Origin of the sequence: Sorangium sp. So ce363, from assembly GCF_051520435.1 — a bacterium.
Taxonomy (GTDB): Bacteria; Myxococcota_A; Polyangia; order Polyangiales; family Polyangiaceae; genus Sorangium; species Sorangium cellulosum_B.
In genome coordinates this window covers 9391731-9413638 of record NZ_CP150333.1, presented here as the reverse complement: position 1 = coordinate 9413638, position 21908 = coordinate 9391731, and the positions used below count along the sequence as shown (strand labels likewise).

At 71.3% G+C, this 21908-nt stretch carries 18 protein-coding genes; 11 read left to right on the top strand and 7 right to left on the bottom strand.

Annotated features, from left to right (window positions below; all coding sequences use genetic code 11):
- The first annotated feature begins 8 nt into the window (after positions 1–8).
- Entirely contained in the window at positions 9–2237 is a 2229-nt protein-coding gene (locus WMF12_RS35455) for an NADP-dependent isocitrate dehydrogenase (protein ID WP_437852406.1), read from the top strand.
- A 167-nt stretch (positions 2238–2404) separates the two neighbouring features.
- Positions 2405–3091, top strand: a complete 687-nt coding sequence (locus WMF12_RS35450) for a pentapeptide repeat-containing protein (RefSeq protein WP_437852405.1) — start codon at positions 2405–2407, stop codon at positions 3089–3091.
- A gap of 43 nt (positions 3092–3134) precedes the next feature.
- Here WMF12_RS35450 and WMF12_RS35445 read toward each other — a convergent pair whose 3' ends face one another.
- Positions 3135–4679 carry a hypothetical protein gene (locus WMF12_RS35445; RefSeq protein WP_437852403.1) on the bottom strand — a complete coding sequence of 515 codons (1545 nt, stop codon included), beginning with the start codon at positions 4677–4679 and terminating at the stop codon, positions 3135–3137.
- A gap of 213 nt (positions 4680–4892) precedes the next feature.
- Here WMF12_RS35445 and WMF12_RS35440 point away from each other — a divergent pair, with 213 nt between their 5' ends.
- Complete coding sequence (locus tag WMF12_RS35440; RefSeq protein WP_437852402.1) at positions 4893–5312, top strand: GFA family protein; 420 nt, start codon at positions 4893–4895, stop codon at positions 5310–5312.
- Positions 5313–5351: 39 nt separating this feature from the next.
- Here the strand turns inward: WMF12_RS35440 and WMF12_RS35435 are convergent, their stop codons facing one another.
- On the bottom strand, positions 5352–6677 hold the full coding sequence (locus WMF12_RS35435; RefSeq protein WP_437852401.1) for a hypothetical protein: 1326 nt from the start codon (positions 6675–6677) through the stop codon (positions 5352–5354).
- 260 nt (positions 6678–6937) lie between these two features.
- On the opposite strand from WMF12_RS35435, the gene corA reads away from it, so the two are divergent.
- The gene (gene corA / locus WMF12_RS35430; protein ID WP_437852400.1) at positions 6938–8143 is read left to right on the top strand and encodes a magnesium/cobalt transporter CorA; all 1206 of its coding nucleotides are present in this window, start codon (positions 6938–6940) and stop codon (positions 8141–8143) included.
- 20 nt (positions 8144–8163) lie between these two features.
- Here corA and WMF12_RS35425 read toward each other — a convergent pair whose 3' ends face one another.
- A complete protein-coding gene (locus WMF12_RS35425) occupies positions 8164–9273 on the bottom strand; it encodes a hypothetical protein (RefSeq protein WP_437852399.1) in 1110 nt (369 codons plus the stop codon).
- A 175-nt stretch (positions 9274–9448) separates the two neighbouring features.
- On the opposite strand from WMF12_RS35425, the gene WMF12_RS35420 reads away from it, so the two are divergent.
- Positions 9449–10522 carry a PHP domain-containing protein gene (locus WMF12_RS35420; RefSeq protein WP_437852398.1) on the top strand — a complete coding sequence of 358 codons (1074 nt, stop codon included), beginning with the start codon at positions 9449–9451 and terminating at the stop codon, positions 10520–10522.
- Between the two features lie 43 nt (positions 10523–10565).
- On the opposite strand, the gene WMF12_RS35415 is transcribed toward WMF12_RS35420, so the two are convergent.
- The 3 genes from WMF12_RS35415 to WMF12_RS35405 are packed head-to-tail and all read right to left on the bottom strand — an operon-like array spanning position 10566 to position 13735.
- Positions 10566–11786 (bottom strand): DUF790 family protein, encoded by a 1221-nt coding sequence (locus tag WMF12_RS35415; protein WP_272095807.1) that lies wholly within the window; start codon positions 11784–11786, stop codon positions 10566–10568.
- Positions 11773–13269: a DEAD/DEAH box helicase gene (locus WMF12_RS35410; RefSeq protein WP_437852397.1), complete on the bottom strand. Its 1497-nt coding sequence runs from the start codon at positions 13267–13269 to the stop codon at positions 11773–11775. Before WMF12_RS35410 ends, WMF12_RS35415 begins: the two co-directional genes overlap by 14 nt.
- A gap of 55 nt (positions 13270–13324) precedes the next feature.
- Positions 13325–13735 carry a 6-pyruvoyl trahydropterin synthase family protein gene (locus WMF12_RS35405; protein ID WP_012239418.1) on the bottom strand — a complete coding sequence of 137 codons (411 nt, stop codon included), beginning with the start codon at positions 13733–13735 and terminating at the stop codon, positions 13325–13327.
- Between the two features lie 162 nt (positions 13736–13897).
- On the opposite strand from WMF12_RS35405, the gene WMF12_RS35400 reads away from it, so the two are divergent.
- The 3 genes from WMF12_RS35400 to WMF12_RS35390 all read left to right on the top strand — a co-directional run bounded on the left by WMF12_RS35400 (position 13898) and on the right by WMF12_RS35390 (position 16396).
- Entirely contained in the window at positions 13898–14494 is a 597-nt protein-coding gene (locus WMF12_RS35400) for a YqgE/AlgH family protein (protein WP_437852396.1), read from the top strand.
- Between the two features lie 25 nt (positions 14495–14519).
- Positions 14520–14987, top strand: a complete 468-nt coding sequence (locus WMF12_RS35395) for a Dps family protein (protein WP_157907930.1) — start codon at positions 14520–14522, stop codon at positions 14985–14987.
- Positions 14988–15136: 149 nt separating this feature from the next.
- A complete protein-coding gene (locus tag WMF12_RS35390; protein WP_437852395.1) occupies positions 15137–16396 on the top strand; it encodes a formylglycine-generating enzyme family protein in 1260 nt (419 codons plus the stop codon).
- An 84-nt stretch (positions 16397–16480) separates the two neighbouring features.
- Here WMF12_RS35390 and WMF12_RS35385 read toward each other — a convergent pair whose 3' ends face one another.
- The gene (locus WMF12_RS35385; RefSeq protein ID WP_437852394.1) at positions 16481–17338 is read right to left on the bottom strand and encodes a CvfB family protein; all 858 of its coding nucleotides are present in this window, start codon (positions 17336–17338) and stop codon (positions 16481–16483) included.
- Between the two features lie 224 nt (positions 17339–17562).
- On the opposite strand from WMF12_RS35385, the gene WMF12_RS35380 reads away from it, so the two are divergent.
- The 3 genes from WMF12_RS35380 (at position 17563) to WMF12_RS35370 (ending at position 21819) form a co-directional block, all read left to right on the top strand.
- Complete coding sequence (locus WMF12_RS35380; RefSeq protein ID WP_437852393.1) at positions 17563–18351, top strand: penicillin-insensitive murein endopeptidase; 789 nt, start codon at positions 17563–17565, stop codon at positions 18349–18351.
- A 192-nt stretch (positions 18352–18543) separates the two neighbouring features.
- Positions 18544–20280, top strand: coding sequence for a hypothetical protein (locus tag WMF12_RS35375; RefSeq protein WP_437852392.1), 1737 nt, complete (start codon positions 18544–18546; stop codon positions 20278–20280).
- 546 nt (positions 20281–20826) lie between these two features.
- The gene (locus tag WMF12_RS35370; protein WP_437852391.1) at positions 20827–21819 is read left to right on the top strand and encodes a helix-turn-helix transcriptional regulator; all 993 of its coding nucleotides are present in this window, start codon (positions 20827–20829) and stop codon (positions 21817–21819) included.
- Positions 21820–21908 lie beyond the last annotated feature (89 nt).

Here is a 21908-nt window from a genome sequence, read left to right as displayed (position 1 = left end):
AGAAAACAGTGGAAACGAAAAATTCTACCATCATCTACACGAAGACGGACGAGGCGCCGGCCTTGGCCACCTATTCGCTCCTCCCGATCGTCGAGGCGTTCACGAAGGCCGCCGGGGTTCGAGTCGAGACGCGCGACATCTCCCTGGCGGGCCGCATCCTCGCCAACTTCCCCGAGCGGCTGACGGACAGCCAGAAGCTAGGCGACCACCTGGCGGAGCTCGGCGAGCTGGCCAAGACGCCCAACGCCAACATCATCAAGCTACCCAACATCAGCGCCTCCATCCCGCAGCTCGTGGCCGCCATCAAGGAGCTGCAGCAGCAGGGCTACGCCGTGCCGGACTATCCCTCCGAGCCGAAGACGGAGGAGGAGAAGGCGATCAAGGCGCGTTACGCCAAGGTGCTCGGCAGCGCCGTGAACCCCGTCCTGCGCGAGGGCAACAGCGATCGCCGCGCCTCGCCCGCCGTCAAGGACTACGCCAAGAAGCACCCGCACTCGATGGGCGCGTGGAGCCGCGACTCGAAGAGCCACGTCGCGCATATGTCGGGCGGTGACTTCTACGGCAGCGAGAAGTCCGTCGTGGTGGACAAGGCGCAGGAGCTGAAGATCGAGCTCGTCGCCGGCGGCAAGACGACCGTGCTCAAGGCGAGCGTCAAGGTGCAGGCGGGCGAGGTCGTCGACGCCAGCGTGATGAGCGCCAAGGCCCTGCGCGCGTTCTACGCCGAGCAGGTGGCGGACGCGAAGAAGCAGGGTGTGCTGTTCTCCCTGCACCTCAAGGCCACGATGATGAAGGTCAGCGACCCGATCCTCTTCGGGCACGCCGTCAGCGTGTTTTACGCCGAGGCGCTCGAGAAGCACGCGGCCACGCTGGCCAAGATCGGCTTCGACCCGAACAACGGCATCGGCGACCTGTACACCAAGATCCAGAGCTTGCCGGCTGACGAGAAGGCGGCGATCGAGGCGGACATCAAGGCCGTCTACGAGCAACGCCCGACGCTGGCCATGGTCGACTCCGACCGCGGCATCACCAACCTGCACGTGCCCTCGGACGTGATCATCGACGCCTCGATGCCGGCGGCCATCCGCTCCAGCGGCAAGATGTACGGCACGGATGGCAAGCTCTACGACGCCAAGTTCACGATCCCCGATCGCTCCTACGCCGGCATCTACCAGGCGACGATCGAGTTCCACAAGCAGCACGGGGCGTTCGACCCGCGCACGATGGGCACCTCGCCGAACGTGGGGCTCATGGCGCAGGCCGCGGAGGAGTACGGCTCACACGACAAGACCTTCAAGATCGCCGAGAGCGGCACGGTGCGCGTCGTCGACGCCTCCGGCAACGCCCTGCTGGAGCAGAAGGTCGAGGCTGGCGACGTCTTCCGCGCGTGCCAGACGAAGGACATCGCGATCAAGGATTGGGTCAAGCTGGCCGTCTCCCGCGCGCGCGCCACGGGCGCCCCGGCGGTGTTCTGGCTCGACGAGAACCGCGCCCACGACAAGAACCTGATCGCCAAGGTCAAGGCCTACCTGTCCGAGCACGACACCAAGGGCCTGGAGCTCCCGATCAAGAGCCCGGTGGAAGCGATCCAGTTCACGCTCGGCCGCATGAAGGAGGGCAAGGACACCATCAGCGTCACCGGCAACGTGCTGCGCGACTACCTGACGGACCTGTTCCCGATCCTGGAGCTGGGCACCAGCGCCAAGATGCTCTCCATCGTGCCGCTGCTGGCCGGCGGCGGCCTGTACGAGACCGGCGCCGGCGGCTCGGCGCCGAAGCACGTCCAGCAGCTGCAGAAAGAGAACTACCTGCGCTGGGACTCGCTCGGTGAGTTCCTGGCGCTGCAGGTGTCGATCGAGGACCTCGCCAACAAGACCAACAACGCCAAGGCGAAGGTGCTCGCCAAGGCGCTGGACACGGCGGTCGGCCTGTTCCTCGAGAACAACAAGAGCCCGGCACGCAAGGTCGGCGAGATCGACAACCGCGGCAGCCACTTCTACCTCGCGCTCTACTGGGCGCAGTCCCTCGCCAAGCAGACCGAGGACAAGGAGCTGGCGGCCAGGTTCGGCAAGCTCGCCCAGACCCTGACGGACAACGAGTCCAAGATCGACGGCGAGCTGATCGGCGCGCAGGGTAAGCCCGTCGACCTCGGCGGCTACTACCACTTCGACGATCAGAAGACGTTCGCCGCGATGCGGCCCAGCGCCACGCTGAACGCGGCCATCGACGGCTTCTCCTGAGCCGCGCGGGATCCCCGCCGAGCGCGCGCGTGGAAACAGGCGACGCGCTCGGCGGCCACGGCCGTTCAACCACCGTACGACCGAGTCACGCGCCGGGTGAGCGCCTTGAGGCCCACCACCAGACGATGACACCCTGTCTGAAATCGTTGGGTGGACTGGAGCAGGGAATGGCCGGACGAGGACGATCGATCAGCGGAGATAAGCCCAAGCCCGACGCTGGCGGCGGTGGAGAAATCTCTCCAGGGAAGCTGGATCCGTTCGAAGGGAAGGACTCCTTCGACGGGGAGACGTTCGATGGGCTCACCCTGGAACGAGCGGACCTGAGCGGCCGAGATTTCTGCGGTTGTGTGTTCCGGCGTTCGAAGCTCGGCGAGAGCCGCTGGACGCGCGCTCGTCTCGAGAGCTGTGTCTTCGAGAGCTGTGATTTGACCAAGGCCGACCTCACCATGCTCTCGCTGCGCGGCGTGGCGTTCAACTCCTGCAAGCTGATGGGCGTCGACTGGACGAACATCGCGAAATACCCCGACGTGTCGTTCGAGGATTGCGACTTGCGGTATGTCATCATGGATTCGCTCGCGCTGCGCAAGACGCGCTTCGAGCGGTGCGCGATCACCGAGTCGGTCTTCGCCGCGACGGACCTCGCCGGGGCGGTGTTCGAGGAGTGCCGCTTCGCGGGGACGCGCTTCGAGGACTGCGACCTTCGAAACGCGCAGTTCCCTCGAGCCCAGGATCTGTTCATCGATCCGGCGAAGAACAACGTGAAGGGCGCCCGCATCCCGCTCGAGGCGGCGATCCTCCTCGCTGCCTCGTTCGGCATGCACGTGCTCGGATTCACGGAGAAGGACGGCAGATGACGGCCCGAGTCTCCGCGGCGCGGCCTCGAAATACCTGCAGCCTTTACAGCTTCGCGGCGCTCCCCAGCTCAGCCGGGAGCGCCGCGTCGAGCCAGGCCTCGAACGTGCTCGACAGCGCGCAGGTCGCCGCGCCGCCGCAGAGGTCCGCGCGCTTGGCCGTGAGCTCGCCCTCGATCGCCTCCCGCGTGGCTCCGAGCACGCGCGCGCAGACGAGGTTCTTCGCCGTCTGAGCGACGTTCACGCCGCTGCCGGCCGTCACGACGATCGCCGCGGGCTTCTTGCCGCACGCGCGGCCGAGCGCCGCCGTCGCGCCGGCGTCGGTCGCTGAAAACGAACCGTCCTGCACCGAGTGAAAGTAGAACTTCGGCCCGGTCACGCGCGGCGGGCAGCTCTTCACGCCGCAGTCCGCGCCGAGCCACGCGACGAAGGGACCGTAGCTCCCGATGTCCGGCCGCATGTCGTGGTCGAGGTGCTCGATGCCGAGGCCGCCGGAGACGCTCGGGGCCTTCGCATAGGCGGACACCGCTCCGTTCGAGAACGTCCAGACCGGGCTCGGCGCCGCCGGCTTCGCGCCCGCGGCAAGCGCGTTGAGCTCGTAGGGGACGATGAGCTCGTCGTTGCCGTCGTCGTCGAAGTCATAGACGTTCAACGCGGAGATCGCGAGTCCGCCGGGCGCGACCTCGATCGTTCCGAGCGGCGCCGCGAAGCGCTTGCCTTCGAGGTCGATGCGCACAACCTCGATGTCGAAGGCGAGCGCGCGCGCCGCGCCCTCGCCGGCGCCCGCGAAGCGCGTCAGCGACAGCGCCCAGGAGCCGAGCCCCGCCGGCTGGCAGACCCCGAACTTCGGCAGGCGCGTCGCCTCGGCCGCCGAGACCTTCTCGGGCCCTTCGAGCTTCTGCGCGCCGGAGATGCGCGCTCGGTTCTGATCGAGGAGCTCCTGGCAGGCGCGCCGGTGCGACACCACGGAGCCGGCCCAGTCGAGCTTCGCGGTCGTCCCGTCGATCTGGAGCTCGTAGCGCGTGTCGGTCCACTCCAGCGTGACGCTCTGCTTGGCCTCGTCCCGGAACGGTGCGACGAGCCGGAGCTCGCCGCGCTCGTCGGCGAGGACCTCGTTCGACGGGCCGGCGTCGGGCCCCTCGCCGGCGCCGTCCGCCGCCACGGGCTCGCTCGGCTTTTCGGCTGCAGCCTCCGCGCTCGGATCGTGGATCACCGCGCGAACGGGGTGCCCGCCCGTCCCGTTCTTCTTCCGGCAAAGCAGCTCGATCCAGCCGTCGAGGCTCTTCGCCTCGCAACCGAGGCCGACGGCCGCTGCGATCGACTCGCTCCGGCCCTCCTTGAAGGACGCCGGCGCACCAGAAGACGCCGGCGCACTCGACGACGGAGCCGGCTCGGTGGGCGCCGCGGTCGCGGGCGCGGGGGCCGACGAAGCCGCCTCCGCGGCGGCCGGCGACGCTGCCTCCGCGGCGGCCGCCGCCGGTGCGCTCGAGCCGGCGCTCGGTCCCGAGCTCGCCGCCGGCAGGCCGGCCTCCTCGGATTTCTGACAGCCAACGAGAATCCCCAGCAGAAAGCAAGCGCTCAAGGTCTTCATGGTCCGGTCCCCTGGATCTAGCAGCCTGCGTACCAGGTCGGAGGCACGGGCAAAATGCCGCTGCCCGTCCAAGGAGCAGCCGCGGCGCGTGTCGGGGCGGCCACGGCGTCGTGTTCCGGGCGCGCCGGGCGAACCGAGCTCGATCCCCGCCGGCCAGATCGGATAGGCTGAGCATCCCATTCCATCGCGGCGTCAGGCGCCTGGAGAGAGCAGATGAGCGAGTCCAGCATTCACGGGGGTTGCCTTTGCGGGGCGGTGACATTCGAGGTCGATCCGCCGTTCCAGCTGATGGTCCATTGCCATTGCTCGCGGTGTCGCAAGGGCACGGGCACGGGCCACGCCACGAATCTGGCCGTCGATCCCGGCCAGCTCCGATGGCTGTCAGGGGAAGAGGCCATCACGCGTTATGAGCTGCCCACGGCGAAGAGCTTCGGGAAGTGGTTTTGCAGCCATTGCGGGTGTCCCGTCCCGCGTCTGAGGCGCGGCGGCAAGATCATGGTCGTCCCGGCCGGTTCGCTGGACACAGCGCCGCCCATCTCTCCGACGGATCACATCTTCTGGGGATCCAGAGCGCCGTGGGGGTGCGCCAGCGGAGGGCTTCCAACCCACGATGAGTACCCGGCGTCGTGGTAGGACGACTGGGCGTGTCGTCCCCTCGAGCGCGGTGCACGGTCAGCGGGTCACGCTGCTGTCCGGCCCGGCGCCCTTGGGGGGCTCGTACGGCTCGGGGCTCTTGCCGACGGTCCTGAGGTTCACGAGCTTGTTGAGCAGATCGAACCAGAACGGCGCGCCGAGGGAGGCGGCGACCGCGGTGATGAGGATGCCGGGGGTCAGGAGCCTGTCGAGCACCCCGCGGATCCAGCCGACGATGCCCTGGCCGAGGATCGCCGCGATCGCGTTCCAGAGCTTCGGAACGCTCGTGTGCTCGGGGGCCTTCACGCCCCAGGTGATCTCGATGTCGAGCCCGGTGAGCCGGGAGCGAGCGCCGCTTCCCTCGGCGATCGCGGCCATGATGTCCTCGTTCTGGTCGGTGCCGCCGGCCTGGGGCGCGGCGCGGGGCGGCGACTTCGCGATCTCCTGCGCCGCCGCGATCAGCCGGGCGCGCACCACCGCGTCGCGCGAGAGGGCGCCCGCGAGGCGGATGCTGTCGGCGTTGAACCCGACGCAGAGGACGAGCGCCGTCGCGCTGATGATCAGCTGCGCGCGGCGCTTGTACCGGCCGGCGGCCCGGTCCATGGCGTCATTGAACCAGCGCTCCAGCCGGATGTTGGCCTCGCGCATGTCCTTGACCGTGGAGTCGACGATCGTGGCGAGGGCGCGCCGGAGGTCGCTCTTCGGCGGCATGCTCCGGATGATCTGCTTCAGCTCGTCGAGCGGGTCCTCGTCGCGGCTCGGCGCCGCCGCGATCTCGCCCGGCGCAGGCGCGGCGGCGCTCGCCTGCGGCGGAGGGACGCCGTCGTTCGCCTGCTGCAGGGGCGCGGAAGCGGCGTCGCCCGCCGGCGCAGGCGCGGCGCCGGTCTGCGAAGGTGTGGCGCCGGCCTGCGGGGGCAGCGCCGCGGCGCTGTGGGGCCAGGGGACCTGCCGCAGGGTGTCGATGAGCGCGGCCACGAACGCGTGCGACGGGATGTAGGACGGCCCTACCCAGCCGTACTTGAGATCCTTGATCAGCGGGTGCTCGCGGAGCTTCGCCGCGAGCGGGCTCGGGAGCGGTCCCGGCATCACCCGGGTGCGCACCAATTCGACAGCGCGCCGCGCCGCGCGCCTCATGACCTGCTCCAGCGGGGAGCTCTTGGGGGCGGCGGTGTCGGCGGCGCCGGGCGACTGCTTCACGTGCGCGTCGAGCTCGCTATCGGCCAGCATGATCTCGATGCTCTGCGCCAGGTTGAGCGCGCGCAGCCGGAGCACGCCGGCGAGCGCCTCGTGGATGGCCGAGCAGAGGACGCTGAGCAGGAAGAAGACGCTGACGAGGCCGATCGCGATGTCGAGGGTCGTTCCCATGGGCATCCGGAAGGGCAGGGCGCGCGGCGGCGCGAGGCGCAGGCCGGCGCGCGTCGCGCGCTCCCCCGGCCAGCAGGGACAGGGAGGAAGAGGCGGCCCTGCGAGCGCCCGTTCCCCGCCGCGGCCCGACCAGCAACTCCCCTCCGCGGCCCGATCAGCATACGCCACCCGGCGCCGCGGAGCGAGCGCGAGAGCGCACGTCATCCTGCGCGTCATCCCGTGCTCGATGCCGCGCGATCTTGGTCTACCATCACGCCCCCGTGACGAGCACCACCCTACCCCCCGAGTCGCGGCGCAGCAGCGTGCCGCAACCGCACGCCGCCTGGGTCCAGGAGAGGGCCGACCTCGACCGGACGACGCTGCGGCCCAGGCGCGACCGGCTCATGCACGAGCCGCCGCCGGCGTCGCCGCCCGGGACGCTGGTCATCGAGGACACGCGGCGGCCGAAGATCTTCGTCATCGACTACGACGCCGAGGTCGTGTCCGAGAAGGAGATCCAGAGCGTCGACGAGTGCATCCCCTACCTCACGGACGACCGGCCCTCCATCACGTGGGTCGATGTCCGGGGGCTCGGGCACAAGGCGACCTTCGAGCGGCTGGGCGAGATCTTCCGTGTCCACCCGCTCGCGCTGGAGGACATGGTCAACGTGCCCCAGCGGCCGAAGGCGGACGTCTACGGGGGCGAGCACGTGCTCATCATCGCGCGGATGGCGCAGGTCAACGAGCGCTGCGTGCTGCGCACCGAGCAGCTGGCCATCCTGGTCGGCAAGAGCTTCGTCCTGACGGTGCAGGAAGAGGCCGACTGGGACGTCATGGAGGCCGTGCGGGAGCGAATCCGCACCGGCCGGGGCTCGATCCGGGAGCGGGGCGCCGATTACCTGGCGTACGCGCTGCTCGACGCGGTGGTCGACGGCTTCTTCCCGGTGCTCGAGCGGCTCGGCGAGCACATCGAGGACCTGGAGGTCGAGGTGATCGACGCGAAGCGCCGGATGTCGAAGCCGATCCACGACCTGAAGCGGGATCTGCTCACGCTCCGGCGGGCGATCTGGCCGCAGCGCGATCTCGTCAACGCGCTGCTCCGCGAGGACAACCCGATCATCGCCAAGGACACGCGGCTCTACCTGCGCGACACGTACGATCACGCGGTGCAGCTGATGGACATGGTCGAGACCTACCGCGAGCTCAGCTCGGGCCTCATGGATCTCCACCTCTCCGGGATGTCGAACCGGATGAACGAGATCATGAAGGTGCTCACGATCATCTCGACGATCTTCCTCCCGGTCACCGCCATTGCAGGCATCTACGGGATGAACTTCCACCACGAGAGCTCGCCGTACAACATGCCGGAGCTCGACTGGTATTACGGCTATCCGCTCGTATGGTGCCTGATGCTGGCGAGCGTCGTCGGGCTGCTCACGTACTATCGCCGCAAGGGCTGGATCAGGAAGGACGACGGCGGCGCCTGAGCGGCGGCGAGCGCGGCGCGTCAGCGCTTCTTCGCGGGCGCGTAGAACGCGAGGTTCCCGAGCAGGCGCGGATCGCCGGGGCGGCGGGCGAGGGCCTTGCGCAGCGCCGCCTCGCCGGCGGCGAGCTCGCCGACGTGGAACGCGCTGGTGGCGACGAGGTCGAGCAGCTTGTGCTCGTAGACCTCGGCGTCCACGAAGAGGGTGGCCTGGGCGGGGAAGGGGAGGGCGGCGCCGCGGGAGGCGAACAGGTAGGTGAGCGGCCAGCACCGCTGCCCGTACCAGTGCCAGGCGACGGCGAAGAGCGGCTCGGCGCGGTGCGGGCTGTGGGCGTGGGCGTCGAGGTAGCGCTGCTGCACCTCCGGCCAGGGGCGCCCGAGCGCGGCGGCGGTGCGCGCCATGCGGAACAGCGATTCGTAGACCTCCTCCTGCCAGCCGCCGAGCGCGGCGCGCCGCTCGTAGGCCTCGAACGCCTCCGCGTGCCGGCCGAGGCACTCCAGCGTCTGCGCGAGGTAGAAGGCGGTGCGGCCGTCGCGGGGGGATCGGGCCAGCGCAGCGGAGAGCAGCTCCAGGTCGCGCTGCCACCTCCGGGTCTGGGCGGCGGCGTCGCGGCGAGAGAGGTCGTGGACGATGTGGGCGTCGGGGACGCGGATCGAGGGGGGCGGCTCGCCCTCCTTGGAGAGCACCTCGTGGGTGGCGCCGACGTAGCGCCACCCGGCCGAGGCGCGGGCGAGCCGGGCGGAGTCGTAGACGGAATCGCCGTAGTGCACGCGGACGTGGTAGGCGCCGTGCCCCGGGCCCGACGCGTCGCGGCGCTCCTCGCAGAAGCGACGGAGCGCGTCACCCGCGACGAGGCGCTCGTCGCCGCTCAGCATGAGGGTGAACACGGCCGCGTCGCCCGCGAGGTCGAGGGCGCGGCTGCGCGTCGCGCCGAAGTCGACGAAGGGCTCCTCGACGAGATCGCCGGGGACGCCCGCCATGGCGGAGCGCGCGAGGGCCTGTGTGCCGTCGGTGGAGCCGGTGTCGAGGAGGGTGAACCGGTCGACGTGGGGCCTGGCCGAGGCGAGGGTCTCGCGGATGGAGGGGGCTTCGTCCTTGACGATCATGACGAGCGCGAGGAGGGGGGGCGTCACGGGCGCAGTATGCCGCCGGACGCCGGTGCACCGGGGTAATTAAAAATTGAAGAGGAGGCGGGCGCGCGCCGGAGAGCGGGAGAGGTAACGCGCGGCGGCAGAGGTGTGGGCGCGAGCTCCGCGAATTGGTCGCGGCCCTGGCGTTCTGTATACTCTCCATGTCATTGCAATGAACATGCGCGGACGCTGGAGTGCTCTCCTGTTCATCGGCGCAGCGGCGCTCCTCGCGCTCGCCGGCAGGGCGGAGCGCGCCTCGCTCGTCTCGCGCTCTGCTCACGGAGGGGACGGACAGCCGGGCCGCCCGCGCTTCGAGAGGGCGCTCGACGTGGAGGTGTTCCAGCGCGGGAACATCCACACCCACACGTCCCTGAGCGATGGGGACAGCGAGCCGCGCGACGTCGTCCGCTGGTACCGCGAGAACGGGTATTCCTTCGTGGCGCTGACAGACCACAACCAGCGCGTCGATCCTGCGATGTTCCAGGATCCCTCGTCGGCGTCGAATTTCGCCGTGATCCCCGGCGAAGAGGTCACGATGTGGGCAGAGGGGAAGCCCGTGCACGTGAACGCGCTCTGCACGCGGGCGACGATCGGCGGGGGCGCCTTCCTGACCAAGGGGGAGGCGCTGAAGTGGGCGATCGGGCGTGTGCGGGCGGAGGGGGGCGTGGCGCTCATCAACCATCCGAATTTCGACTGGTCGTTATCCGCCGGCGACCTCCTGGCGGCGCCTGCGGCGGAGCTCCTGGAGATCCACAGCGGGCACCCGTACGTGTACACGGACGGCGACGCGACGCGCCCGTCGCACGAGGCGCTGTGGGATGCGGTGCTGACGGTGCGCGGCGCCGCGGGAGGGGGGATCGTCGGCGTCGCGGTGGACGATCTGCACCAGCTCACGGCCGGGTCGGGCGCGCCGCCCGCGGGGCCCGGCCGCGGGTTCATCGAGGTCTTCTCGCGGGAGGCGTCGCGCGCCGCGATCTGCAGCGCGCTCGCCGGGGGACGGCTCTACGCGTCGTCCGGGGCGAGGCTGCGGAGGATCGCGATCGCCGGGGACGCGTTCTCAATCTGGCCGGTGGCGGCGGGCGCGGTGGTCGAGTTCGTCGGGCGGGGCGGGCGCGTGCTGGAGCGGCAGCAGCCCACGGCGGGGCGGGCGACGTACCGGCTCCGCGGCGGGGAGCGCTACGTGCGGGCGCGGATCACGCGGCCGGACGGGAAGCGGGCGTGGACGCCGGCGTACGCGACCGTGGAGCCGTGAGCGCCGCGGGCGTCGCGGACGCCAGATTGCCCTCCGCAGCGGCTCACGCCCCCCCGCGCTTCCCGTCCAGCCGCGCCAGCACCGCCCTCGGCGACATCGTCGCCCGGTAGACATAGATTTCCCCGGCCTCGTCGTCGCCCAGCACCTCCTCGCTCACGCGGAGCTGCTTGCCGACCGCGAGCAGGATCCTCGCCGGAAACCCCTTCCGGATCAGCTCGACGCGCCGCCACACCGCGTCCCGGCTCCAGAACCCGAACGCCTCGAGGTACACCTCCTCCCCGGTCTCCGCGTTCAGGAACACAAGGTCAGGGACGCACACCACCTCTCCGGGCAGCGCGAACAGCCGCTCGTTCGGCGACACGGTCCAGGGCGACCCGAGCTTCCTGAACCCCTCGCAGAACGCGTCCAGCTCGGGCGTCGTCTCCGCGAGCTCGCGCCCGTGGTACAGGAGGCCGTCCGCCGGGCCGATCTCGACAGCGAGCGGCTCCTTGTCGCGCCCCCAGCGCAGGTCGGCGCGCAGCCGGAACGAGGCGCACGAGAGCACCGACGGCAGGAACATCGCGAGCCGCAAGCCATACCGCTGCACCGCGTCGAACAGGCTGAACGGGCCGTCGAGCGCGATCGTGTAGCCGGAGACCGGATCGCCCTGGACCACGTGGATGAGCCCGTGAAAGCGCGCCGCCCGGAAGATCCGCCGGTAGCGCTGGGCGCTCTCCCCCTCGATGCGGATCGTCACCTGCGTCGCCCGGAGGAGGATCGACTGCGCCAGCGCCAGGTTGTACCGATCCAGCAGGATCTCGGGCGCGTCCGCGGCCGCGCGCCGGAGGATCTCGGCGCCGCGCAGGTCGGCGTAGAGGCCCGCCTCGATCGCGGCGGGCGTCGTGCCGAGCCGGGCGGCCACCTCGTCGAGCACGGCGGCTCGGTCGAAGCGGGCGCGGACGTCGAGGGCGCGGTGCGCCGCCGCCGCCGCGTGGAACAGCTCGCGCCGGAGCGCCTCGGGATCGACGCCCTCCTGCACCTCGTACTCGCAGCCGTCCTCGAGCACCTTCCTCAGGCCGAGCGAGGCCACGCGATCCCGCGCGGGCACCTCGATGGCGTCGAGCGCGGCCTCGACGTCGTCGCGGCGCTCACCGACGCGCTGCGAGAGGATGTCGAGGTACGCCCGCGCGACCGGCAGCAGGCGCTCGGCGGCCGCCCCGCGGAGGTACTGCGGCACGACCATCCCGCCCCGGCGGCGGACGCGGACGAGGTCACTGGTAAGCAATGTGCTCCCGGCGCTTGTCGCTCACCCGCTGCTCGCTCGTGCCGAGGGCCACGAGCTCGTAGAGGATCGCCGTCTTGTTCTCGCTCCGGCGCAGGATGCGGCCGAGCCGCTGGACGTGCTCCCGCACCGAGCCGCTGCCCGACAGGACAATCGCCACGTTCGCCTCGGGCACGTTGACCCCCTCGTTCAGCACCTTCGAGGTGACCACCGCCGACAGCGCGCCGCGGTTGAAGGCGTCGAGGATGGCGCTGCGCTCCTTCACCTTGGTCTGGTGGGTGATGGCCGGCAGCAGGAACTGCCGCGAGATCTGGTAGACCGTGGCGTTGTCCTCGGTGAAGACCAGGGTGCGATCGGCGCGGTGGGCGTGGAGCAGCCGGGCGAGGACGTCGATCTTGCCGGGCGCGCACAGCGCGAGGCTGCGCTGGCGGCGGTACGCCTCGAAGGCGCGGCGGCCGGCGTCGGACTGCGAGCTCAGCAGGATGAACTGGCCCCACCCCTCGGGCATGCGGATGCCGTTCGCGCGCAGAAAGCCGATGTACACGGCGCGCGCCGCCTCGTACGCGGCGCGCTCGTCGTCCGAGAGCGGCACCTCGAGCCGGACGACGTCGTAGGCCGCGAGGTACTGCCCGGAGAGCTCGGTGATCTCCCGGCGGAAGACGATCGGGCCGATGAGGTCGTCGTAGCCCCGTCCGTCGGCGCGCTCGGGCGTGGCGGTGAGGCCGAGGCGGAAGGGCGCGAGGCACATCTTCGCGGCGAGCGCGTACGACGGGCTCGGCAGGTGGTGGCACTCGTCGAAGATCACGAGGCCGAACCGGGCGCCGAGCCGGTCCATGTGGGCGTGCGCGGAGTCGTACGTGGTCACCGTCAGGTCGAGGACGTCGTGGTAACCGCCGCCGAGCAGGCCGATCGGGACGCCGAACGCGGCGGAGAGCCCGTCGTACCACTGGTTCAGGAGATCCAGGGTAGGGACGACCACGAGCGCGCTGCGCTGCCGCGCGGCGATCGCGAGCGTCGCGACGAACGTCTTGCCCGCGCCCGTCGGGAGCACGACCACGCCCCGGCTGCGCCGCCCGGCCCAGGCGTCGAGCGCCTCGCGCTGGTAGGGGAACGGGTCGTGCTTGGCGAGCGGCGCGAGCGGGAGCGCCTCGTACTTGCGGGCGGCGTCGGTGAACGGGACGCCGCGGGCGCGGAGCCTCAGGACGAGCTCGGCGTAGTCGATCGCCGGCACGCGGTAGACGCGCTCCCGCGCGTCCCAGCGGCAGGACGCGGGCAGGCACGCGGGGTCGAGCGGCGCGCCCTCGGCGGGATCGCCGGCGTCGCCGCCGTCGGGCTCGTCCGCGCGCTCGTCTGCGTTCGATGGCAGCGCGCTGCTGTCGAGCGCAGGCGCCGCCTCGAGCGCCGGGCGCGGGGCGAGGCCTTCGATGCGGAGGGTGCCGCCCTGGAAGCTCAGGACGATCGGCGCTGTGCGGACCGGCTCGGTCATCGGCGCGCTCTTTTGCCGCGGGCAGGGCCGCGTGCCAAGCGGAGACGGCCGGCGCTCAGGCCAGCTCGGTCGGCATGACCGAGGCGCCCCGGAGCGGCGCGCGGTAGCGCACCCAGACGAGGGGGGACTCGTTCAGCGTGATCGTGAGGGCGCTGCCGGCGCTCACCGGGAGCTTGCGGCCGAGCTCGCGGTGGATGTAGCGCGCGATGAGCTCCGGCGTCGAGCGCTTGCCCTCGAACGCGGGGTGCTCGTCGAGGTTCCGGTAGTCGATCTCGGCGAGCACGGCGCGCAGGCTGTCCCGCAGCGCGCTCGTCTCGACCACCTGGCCGAGGGGCGAGAGCTCCTCGCGCTCCACCTCCACGCTGACCGTGTACGTCGCGCCGTGCAGGCGCTGCGCAGGGCCGAACTGCACGCCCTTGAGGCTGTGGGCCACCATGATGTGATCGCGGACGCCGACGGTGTACATGGCGCCACTATACCCGCCTCGCCGGCGCTGGAGGGAGATCCCAATCGCCTGTCACGGCACACGGGAGTAAGGTGGGGGCGACTCCCCGTCCAGCCCCCGCCGCGGCGGACGGGTTCGTGCGGGACGCAGTGACCGGTTGACCGTTGCGAGGGAGGATCGCCGATGAACAGCGAAGCGAGCGTGCTGGCCCCAGGGTTCCTCATCGCGTCGCCGCCGCTCGGTGATCCGAACTTCGACCGGACGGTCGTGCTCCTCGCGGTGCACAGCGAGGGCGGGGCGCTGGGGTTCGTGGTGAACAGGCCGGCGCCGATGACGCTGGGGGAGCTCCTGTCGTTCGCGGGTTATGGCAACGACCTGAAGGACCCGGCGCCGGTTTACCTCGGCGGGCCGGTCCAGCCGAGCTCGGGGTGGATCCTGTGCCTCGATCCGGCGCTCGGGGCCGAGGAGACGGGCGTGATCCCGGTGGGCTCCCGGGTGCGGGTCACGTCGTCCCGCAGCGCGTTCGACACGCTCGCGGCCGACGCGGTGCGCGGCACGGCCGCCGCCGACCCGCGGCGCAGGACGGTGCTCCTCGGTTACAGCGGCTGGGGGCCCGGCCAGCTCGAGCGAGAGATCGCCGCGGGCGCGTGGCTGCCCGTGGCGCTCGACGAGCGGATCCTGTTCGACGTGGCGGCGGACCAGCGCTGGGAGCAGTCGTATGCGCTGCTCGGCCTGCGCCCGATCGATGTGATGTCGATGCGCAGCATCGGCGAAGCCTGAGAGCACACGACACGAGAGGAGTCCTATGGAGATCAATATCGGAATCGACGCCAAGAACCGCGAGCTGATCGGCGCGGGGCTGGGACGCGTCCTCGCTGACACGTACACGCTCTATCTGAAGACCCACAACTTCCACTGGAACGTCACGGGGCCCATGTTCCAGACGCTCCACCTCATGTTCGAACAGCAGTACAACGAGCTGGCGCTCGCCGTGGACCTGGTCGCCGAGCGCATCCGGGCCCTCGGCCTCCCCGCGCCGGGGACCTACAAGCAGTTCGTCGCGCTCTCGACCATCAAGGAGGACGACGGCGTCCCCAAGGCCACGGACATGATCAAGCGCCTCGTCGAGGGCCACGAGACGGTCGCGCGCACGGCGCGTGAGCTCTTCCCCGTGGCCGAGAACGCCAACGATCAGCCCACCTGCGATCTGATCACCCAGCGCCTGCAGGTCCACGAGAAGACCGCCTGGATGCTGCGCAGCCTGCTCGAGTAGCCCTCGCGTCGCGGCCGCCGGCCGAGCTGCGGCGAGGGGATCCCTCGACGCAGGCGGCCGGCCGGGAGCGGCTTGACAGCGGTGAACGAAGGGGGTGACGCTGTCGGGTCATGGGTGGAACCTGGGCGAAAGCTGGTTGGATCGGCGGGGTGGGAGCGCTCGTCGCCGCCGGATGCTCGGACCTCATCGGCGCGGACTGGGAGCGGTATAAGCCCGGCGGCGGTGAGGGCGCGGCGGCCGGGAGCGGCGGCGGCGCGGCGGCCGGGAGCAGCGGTGAGGGGGCGGCGGCCGGGAACGGCGGTGAGGGCGCGGCGGCCGGGAGCGGCGGTGAGGGTGCAGCGTCCGGGAGCGGCGGAGAGGGCGCGGCGGCCGGGAGCGGCGGTGAGGCGGGGGGATGCGGGCTGAACGGCGACGGCGGCAGCGGCGCGGGCGCAGGGGGCGGCCCAATCTCGTCGATGGCCCCGAGTTGCCTGACCATGGCGACGCGGTGCGGACCGGACGGGATCAGCTGCTGCGACAGCCGGCTGGTGGACGGCGGCGCGTACACGAGGAGCTATGAAGACGCGACGGGCTCAGCCGAGCAGAGGCGGGCGATCGTGAACGACTTCTGGCTGGATACCTACGAGATCACGGTTGGCCGGTTCCGCGAGTTCGTCGAGGCGGGGAAAGGAACGCGGGAGAGCCCTCCCGAGGCCGGCGCCGGGGAGCACCCGGCGCTTCCTGGCAGCGGGTGGAAGGACAGCTTCGTGCAGTTCCTCCAGCCGGACACGGAGACGCTGATGGTGGAGCTGAGGAAGTGCACCCCTCCCGATCGCGACACGTGCAGCGCTATCGGGGCGCGCTGCTCGACGTGGAGCGACACGGTTGAATCGGACGACGACGAGCGCCGCCCCATGAACTGCATCACCTGGCACGAGGCGATGGCCTTCTGTGCGTGGGACGGCGGGCGATTGCCGACAGAGGCCGAGTGGAGCTACGCGGCGGTGGGCGGCGACGAGGAGCGAAGCTATCCGTGGGGCGATACGGCCGACGAGGACCGTGCGGTCTTCGGCTGCTACGGGTACACGGAAGCGTCGGGCCGTCCCTGCACGATCGCCGATCTCCTGCCAGTCGGATCCAGATCGAGCGGTGACGAGGCGACCTCCGGGGATGGAAAGTGGGGGCAGGCGGACCTGGCAGGGAGCCTGTGGGAGTGGACGCTGGACGGGTACAGCGACGAGTACCCGATCTCATCGCAGCGCTGCGACCTCTGCGACAACTGCGCGAACCTGACCGCCGGCTCCGAGCGCGTCATGCGCGGCGGATGCTTCGACGACGATATCGAGAACCTCACGACATCCCATCGCCTCCCCGGCAAACCCGCCGAGCGCTACTACGGCCTTGGCGCCCGGTGCGCGAGGGACAGGTAGCCGTCGCCCGCACGACGCTCCGCACACGGCGTCCGCCGCGGGGCGCCTCGTATCGTTCCGCCCGCTCCGCCCGTTCCGCCCGGCTCAGCGCGCGTTCTTGACGAGGAACCCCTCGCCGTCGATCGCCACGGCGCGCTCCTTCAGCAGGCGGCCGACGGCCCGCTTGAACGCCTTCTTGCTCAGGCCGAAGAGCGCCCGGATCTCCTCCGGGCTCGAGCGATCGCCGACCCTCGGCGCGCCCGGGCGCGAGAGCCGCGCGAGGATCTCCTGCGCGTCGCTCTCGACCTCCTCGTGCGCGTGACCGCGGAGCGAGAGCTCGATCCTCCCGTCGGGCAGCACGCTCGTCACGCGGAACCGCGCCGCCTGGCCGCGGGAGAGCGCGTGCGGCTCGTCGGCGGGGAGCAGGCCGACGAACCTGCGCTCGACGATGACGAAGAGGCCGATCCCCGGCTCGTTGCGCCACGCCTCACCCTCGACCCACTCGTCGAGATCGAACTCGCCCTGGTCGCGCAGCATCTCGCTCACGCGCATCGTCCCCGCGAGGCGGCCGGTCCTGTCCACGAGCAGCCCCACCGGGTGCCGCTGGCCGACCAGCGGGTCGCGGGTCTGCTCCGCGCAGGGGACGAGCAGCTCCTTGGGCAGGCCCCAGTCGACGAAGGCGCCGAAGGGCGCGACGTCGGTGACCGCCAGGAAGGCGACCTCGCCCAGCATGACCTTCGGCCGGCGCGTGGTGGCGATGGGGCGATCCTCCGAGTCGAGGTACACGAAGACCTCGAGCTCGTCCCCCTCCCTGGCGCCCTCGGGCACCTCGCTGCGCGGCAAGAGGAGCACCGGCGCGTCCGGGCGAAAGTCGTCTGGATCGGCCGAAAGGAAGGCGCCCGGCGGGCCGAACCGCCGCACCGGCAGGGTCACCACGCGCCCGAGGAGATGGTCGTACGGCATCGGCGCGCAGTCTTGCACAGGGCGGGGGCGCGCGGTCGGTCGGTCGCGTCTCTTTGGGGCGCGATGACCTCCCGATCCCACAAATCGGTTGATACTGCTTGAAAGACGCCGAATGGTCAGCTGCCGAGGCACCAGAACGCCAGAAGTTAGAACTCCTCTTGGCGCGCTTGATGGTTCGCTTCTCGCTTGAACGACGTGATCGATCTTCCAGGAGGCCGGCCGGGGTGAAGCTCCTCCAGGTCCTTCGGGGCGCGCCGCCCGCTGTGGCTCCGCGAGCGACGAGCGCGTCCCGTCGGGCGTGGAAGCGACTCGCGGTCGCCGCCGGTCTCCTGCTCGTCGCGCCCCTCGTCGTGGCGCACGGCCGCGTCTGGCTCGACGGCGCGGCGCCGTCCGAGAGCGCTGGCAGTCCCGCGCGCGGCCGGCTGCTGCGCGGGCACCCGCTCCGCCCCTCGGGGCCCGGCCATGTGACCTACTCCTACCTGGGCGCCAGCCTCGGGCGCCAATACGTGCACGGCGCGGTTCGCGATGCGCTGGAGGAGGCGTTCGCCGCGTGCGCGGCCGCCAGGCCAGGGCGGCGCTTCGTCGTGGGGGAGACGGGCCACCGCGATGGCGGCCCGTTCTGGCCGCACCGCACGCACCAGAACGGGCTCAGCGTCGATATCTTCGTCCCGCTGCGCGACGGCGCGGGGCGGCCCGCGGATGTGTCGACCTATCCCTGGAACAAGCTCGGTTATGGCCTCGAGTTCGACGCACAGGGCCGGTGGGGCGAGCTGACGATCGATTTCGACGATCTCGCGCGGCTCCTGTCGGCGCTGGACGAGAAGGCCAGGGCCAGGAAGCTCCGGATCCAGCGGATCATCCTCGCGCCGGAGTACGTGCCGCTGCTGCTCGCGAGCCCCGCGGGCCGCAAGCTGGGCTCGCTCGCAGGGGCGATCCCCCGCGGCCCGGTGTGGTGGCGGCACGACGAGCACGTGCACATCGATTTTGCCTTCGCGGCCGGCGGCCCGCGCTGAGCGAAGTTATCGACGGCGATGGCGCCGGAGCCGCTCGCGCTGCCGCCCCCAGCCACGACCGAGTCAGGCCCGTCGCTCCCCTCCACGCACGAGGCCGATGGCTTGACGAGCCGGTTCCATGACGTTACCGCTGGGAAGGCCCGCGAGCGGCGCGGGTCGCGCGTCGCGCAGCGGTGAGGCGTGGAGCCCGCCATGGACGACAGCTCCGGATACCGCATGTACGTGTTCCGCAGCGGCCGCCGCGACGTCCCGGGGCGGCGGCTCGTCGACGAGCTCGCGGGCGACCTCCGGGCGATCGCCGGCCCCGGAGGCGCGGAGCGCCCTTGCGACCTCGTGCTCAGCGCCTTGATCCGCGCTGGCGAGCTCGAGTCCCTCCTCGCCGACGCCGGCGCGGAGAGCGCCTCGGCGCTGGCGCAGCTTACCGACGATCTCGCCGCCGCGCTGATCCGCGGTGACGGCGCGGGCGCGCTCGCGATCGCGGGCGGCCGGACATCTGGCCACGGACAGCAAGACGTCTGGCCACGGACGGCCAGACGTCTGGCCACGCCCGAGGCCCTCACGGCCGTCGAGGTCCCGGCGATCGTCTCGACGTCGCCGCCCGAGGGGTTCTCGTTCTACGGGCTCCACCCGCTCGATTTCGCCCGGCTGGCCGAGCGGCTCGCGTCCCCGCCGGCGCCGGTCCGGGTCGTCGGTATCCGCAGCATCGGCACGACGCTGAGCGCGGTGACGGCCGCGGCGCTCCGCGGGCAGGGGATCCGGGCCGGCCGCACCACCGTGCGCCCATCAGGTCACCCCTACGACCGCCGCGTCGAGCTCGACGCCGGGCAGATCCGCTGGGTCGAGGACGGCATCGCCGAGGGAGCGCGGTTCTGGGTCGTCGACGAGGGGCCGGGCCTCAGCGGCTCCTCGTTCCTCGCCGCCGGAGACGCCCTGGTCCGCGCGGGCGTCCCGCGCGCCAGCATCGTTTTCCTCGGCTCCCGCGCGCCCGATCCCGACGCGCTCGTCGCGCCGGAAGGCGCGCGCCGCTGGCGGTCCTTCCGCTCGGAGCGCGCCGAGGGCGGGGCGCAGCTCCCCGGCGACGCGGGCGAGCCCATCGGCGCCGGGGCGTGGCGCCGCCGCTGCTATGAGGACGAATCGCGCTGGCCGCCCTCCTGGACGTCCATGGAGCGTCTCAAATACCTTTCCCGGGACGAACGCCGGATCCTCAAGTTCGAAGGGATGGGCCGCTACGGGGCGGAGTGTCTGGAGCGGGCACACGGCGTCTTCCGGGCCGGCTTTGGGCCGGAGCCGCGCGACGAGGGCCAGGGATTCTGCTCGTATCCTTGGCTCCCTGGCCGCCCGCTCCAGGCCGATGACCTGTCCGCAGCGGAGCTCGAGCGCCTCGCCGACTACTGCGCCTTTCGCGCCTCGGCCTTCCCTGTGCCGAGCCCTGCGGCCGACGAGCTCATTGCGATGGCACGCACCAATTTCTCGCTGGAGATGCGGAGGGAGCTCCCGGGTGAGCTCCACCTGGAGCTCGCGCGTCCGGTGATCGTCGATGGCAGGATGGATCCCCACGAGTGGCGCAGGCCCGCCGCGGGCGAGCTGGTCAAGGTGGACGCCTGCGGGCACGGCGACGATCACTTCCTCCCTGGCCCCACGGACATCGCCTGGGATCTCGCCGGCGCCATCGTCGAGTGGCGGATGCCGCGAGGCGCCCGGCGCGCCTTCCTGGAGCGGTATCGGCGTCGCTCCGGCGATGATCCGGAGCGGCGCCTGCCTGCGTATCTCCTCGCCTACACGCTCCTGCGTCTGGGTCACGCCGCGATGGCCGCGGCGTCGCTCGCGGACGAGGGCGAGGCGCTGCGCCTCTCCGCGGCGCGACACCGCTATCGCGCGGCCCTGATCGAGGGCCTCCGCCCCGCGGCCGCCTCGGGGGCGCTCGGCTAGCTCCGCGTGTCAGAAATCCCGCCAGAAACACCGGTCGATGACGAGCGGCGGCCGGGAACAGTAGCGATTTTCGTAGCTTCCGCCTGTTTCGCCGCCGAAGGCGGCTCCGGTGTGGCCCAACGGCGCGCCCTCTGCCGTCGCGTCGCCCGCGGTGAAGGGCCCGCGGCATCACCGGTCCCACCGTACGGCCACGCTGCACGCGTTGGTTGACATAGAGAACCCTATGCGATCCGGCCCTCCTGGGAAAACGACGCTATATCAATAATTTATCTATGCATCTAAGGGGCCGCCTTCACTCCACAGCCTGCGGGGCGCTGGCCATGGCGTATCTCTATGGCGAGCTCGGGCTCGATCCCGACGAGGCCGAGAACCGCCGGTATACGATGGCGGCCGAGCACGCCATCCAGCACCGGCAGGCTCCCCCGTGAGCGCCCGGGCGCCCACGCGGTCGCGACGTGTCAGCGCATCGCCCGAGGACCGAGGACCGAGGGTGAGCTGGTCCCTCGCCGGCGGCCAGCCGGGCGCGGCGCGTGCTAAAACGTCCGCATGGAGGCGATGAGGATCGAGGGAAGCGAGCGCGATCTCGAGACGTTCGCGGCGGGGATCCTCCAGGGCGCCGCGCCCATCGAGACGCCCACCCCGTTCGAGCGCCAGGTGCGCTGGGACCTGCAGGGCAACACGGGCCTCATCAGCGCCTCCACGCTGCGCTCCGGCATCTCCCTCTCCGCCACCCGGTGCCGGTGGGCGTGGGCGTCGGGGATGGTCATCGACCACGCGCCGATGGGGCTGGAGTTCGTCCTGTCGCGGGGACCCCACATGCGGGTGAGGAGCAGCGAGGGAGACGGCTTTCTCCTCGGGGGCGGGACATTCCGCATCGGCCAGGTGAAGAGGCCGCTGAAGCTCGTGTGCGAATGGGACGAGTCGGCCCTCGGTCAGGATCAGGACAGCCTCTGCCTCACCATCGACGCATGGCGGCTCCGCGAGCTCCTAGGCTCGCAGGTCCTGCCTGCGCCCCTCGAGCGGATCGTGGCCCACACCGGGGGTTACCCGCGCGCGACGCACGCCATGTCGCCGACCCTGTACCGGCTGCTCGACGAGATCCTGGGCTGCGACGCCAGGGGTCTCTCCCGGCAGCTCTACCTGGAGGCCAAGGGGCTCGAGCTGATGGCGGCCATGGTCGATCAGCTGGAGGAGAGCGAGCGCGCAGCGTCGCCGCTCCTCTCGCAGCACGACATCGCGCGGCTCGAGCGGGCGCGGCACGCCCTGCTGGCGCGCATGGTGGACCCGCCGACGCTCCCGGAGCTCGCCCGGCACGCCGGGCTGAACGAGGTGAAGCTCAAGGCGGGGTTCCGCACGCTCTTCGGCGCGCCGGTCTTCGCGTACCTCCGGAACCACCGGCTGGAAGAGGCCCATCGCCTGTTGCGCCAGCGGGCGTGCAACGTGACCGAGGTGGCGCAGCGGGTGGGGTACGAGAACCCGAGCAAGTTCGCGGCCGCGTTCCGCAAGCGGTTCGGCGTGCCCCCGTCGACGGTGGGCTGAGCGCCCTGGGGGCGACGCTCGCTGCCGCGGACGGCGAGGGGGCGCGCGGGGAGCACCGCCACGAGGGGTAGGCGCTGCCAGGGGCCGGC

Coding starts and splice junctions, on each gene's coding strand:
- WMF12_RS35450 (WP_437852405.1), top strand. CDS start 2,405: ATGGCCGGACGAGGACGATCGATCAGCGGAGATAAGCCCAAGCCCGAC.
- WMF12_RS35440 (WP_437852402.1), top strand. CDS start 4,893: ATGAGCGAGTCCAGCATTCACGGGGGTTGCCTTTGCGGGGCGGTGACA.
- WMF12_RS35435 (WP_437852401.1), bottom strand. CDS start 6,677: ATGGGAACGACCCTCGACATCGCGATCGGCCTCGTCAGCGTCTTCTTC.
- WMF12_RS35445 (WP_437852403.1), bottom strand. CDS start 4,679: ATGAAGACCTTGAGCGCTTGCTTTCTGCTGGGGATTCTCGTTGGCTGT.
- WMF12_RS35375 (WP_437852392.1), top strand. CDS start 18,544: ATGGACGACAGCTCCGGATACCGCATGTACGTGTTCCGCAGCGGCCGC.
- WMF12_RS35370 (WP_437852391.1), top strand. CDS start 20,827: ATGGAGGCGATGAGGATCGAGGGAAGCGAGCGCGATCTCGAGACGTTC.
- WMF12_RS35400 (WP_437852396.1), top strand. CDS start 13,898: ATGAACAGCGAAGCGAGCGTGCTGGCCCCAGGGTTCCTCATCGCGTCG.
- WMF12_RS35410 (WP_437852397.1), bottom strand. CDS start 13,269: ATGACCGAGCCGGTCCGCACAGCGCCGATCGTCCTGAGCTTCCAGGGC.
- WMF12_RS35405 (WP_012239418.1), bottom strand. CDS start 13,735: ATGTACACCGTCGGCGTCCGCGATCACATCATGGTGGCCCACAGCCTC.
- WMF12_RS35420 (WP_437852398.1), top strand. CDS start 9,449: ATGCGCGGACGCTGGAGTGCTCTCCTGTTCATCGGCGCAGCGGCGCTC.
- WMF12_RS35385 (WP_437852394.1), bottom strand. CDS start 17,338: ATGCCGTACGACCATCTCCTCGGGCGCGTGGTGACCCTGCCGGTGCGG.
- WMF12_RS35395 (WP_157907930.1), top strand. CDS start 14,520: ATGGAGATCAATATCGGAATCGACGCCAAGAACCGCGAGCTGATCGGC.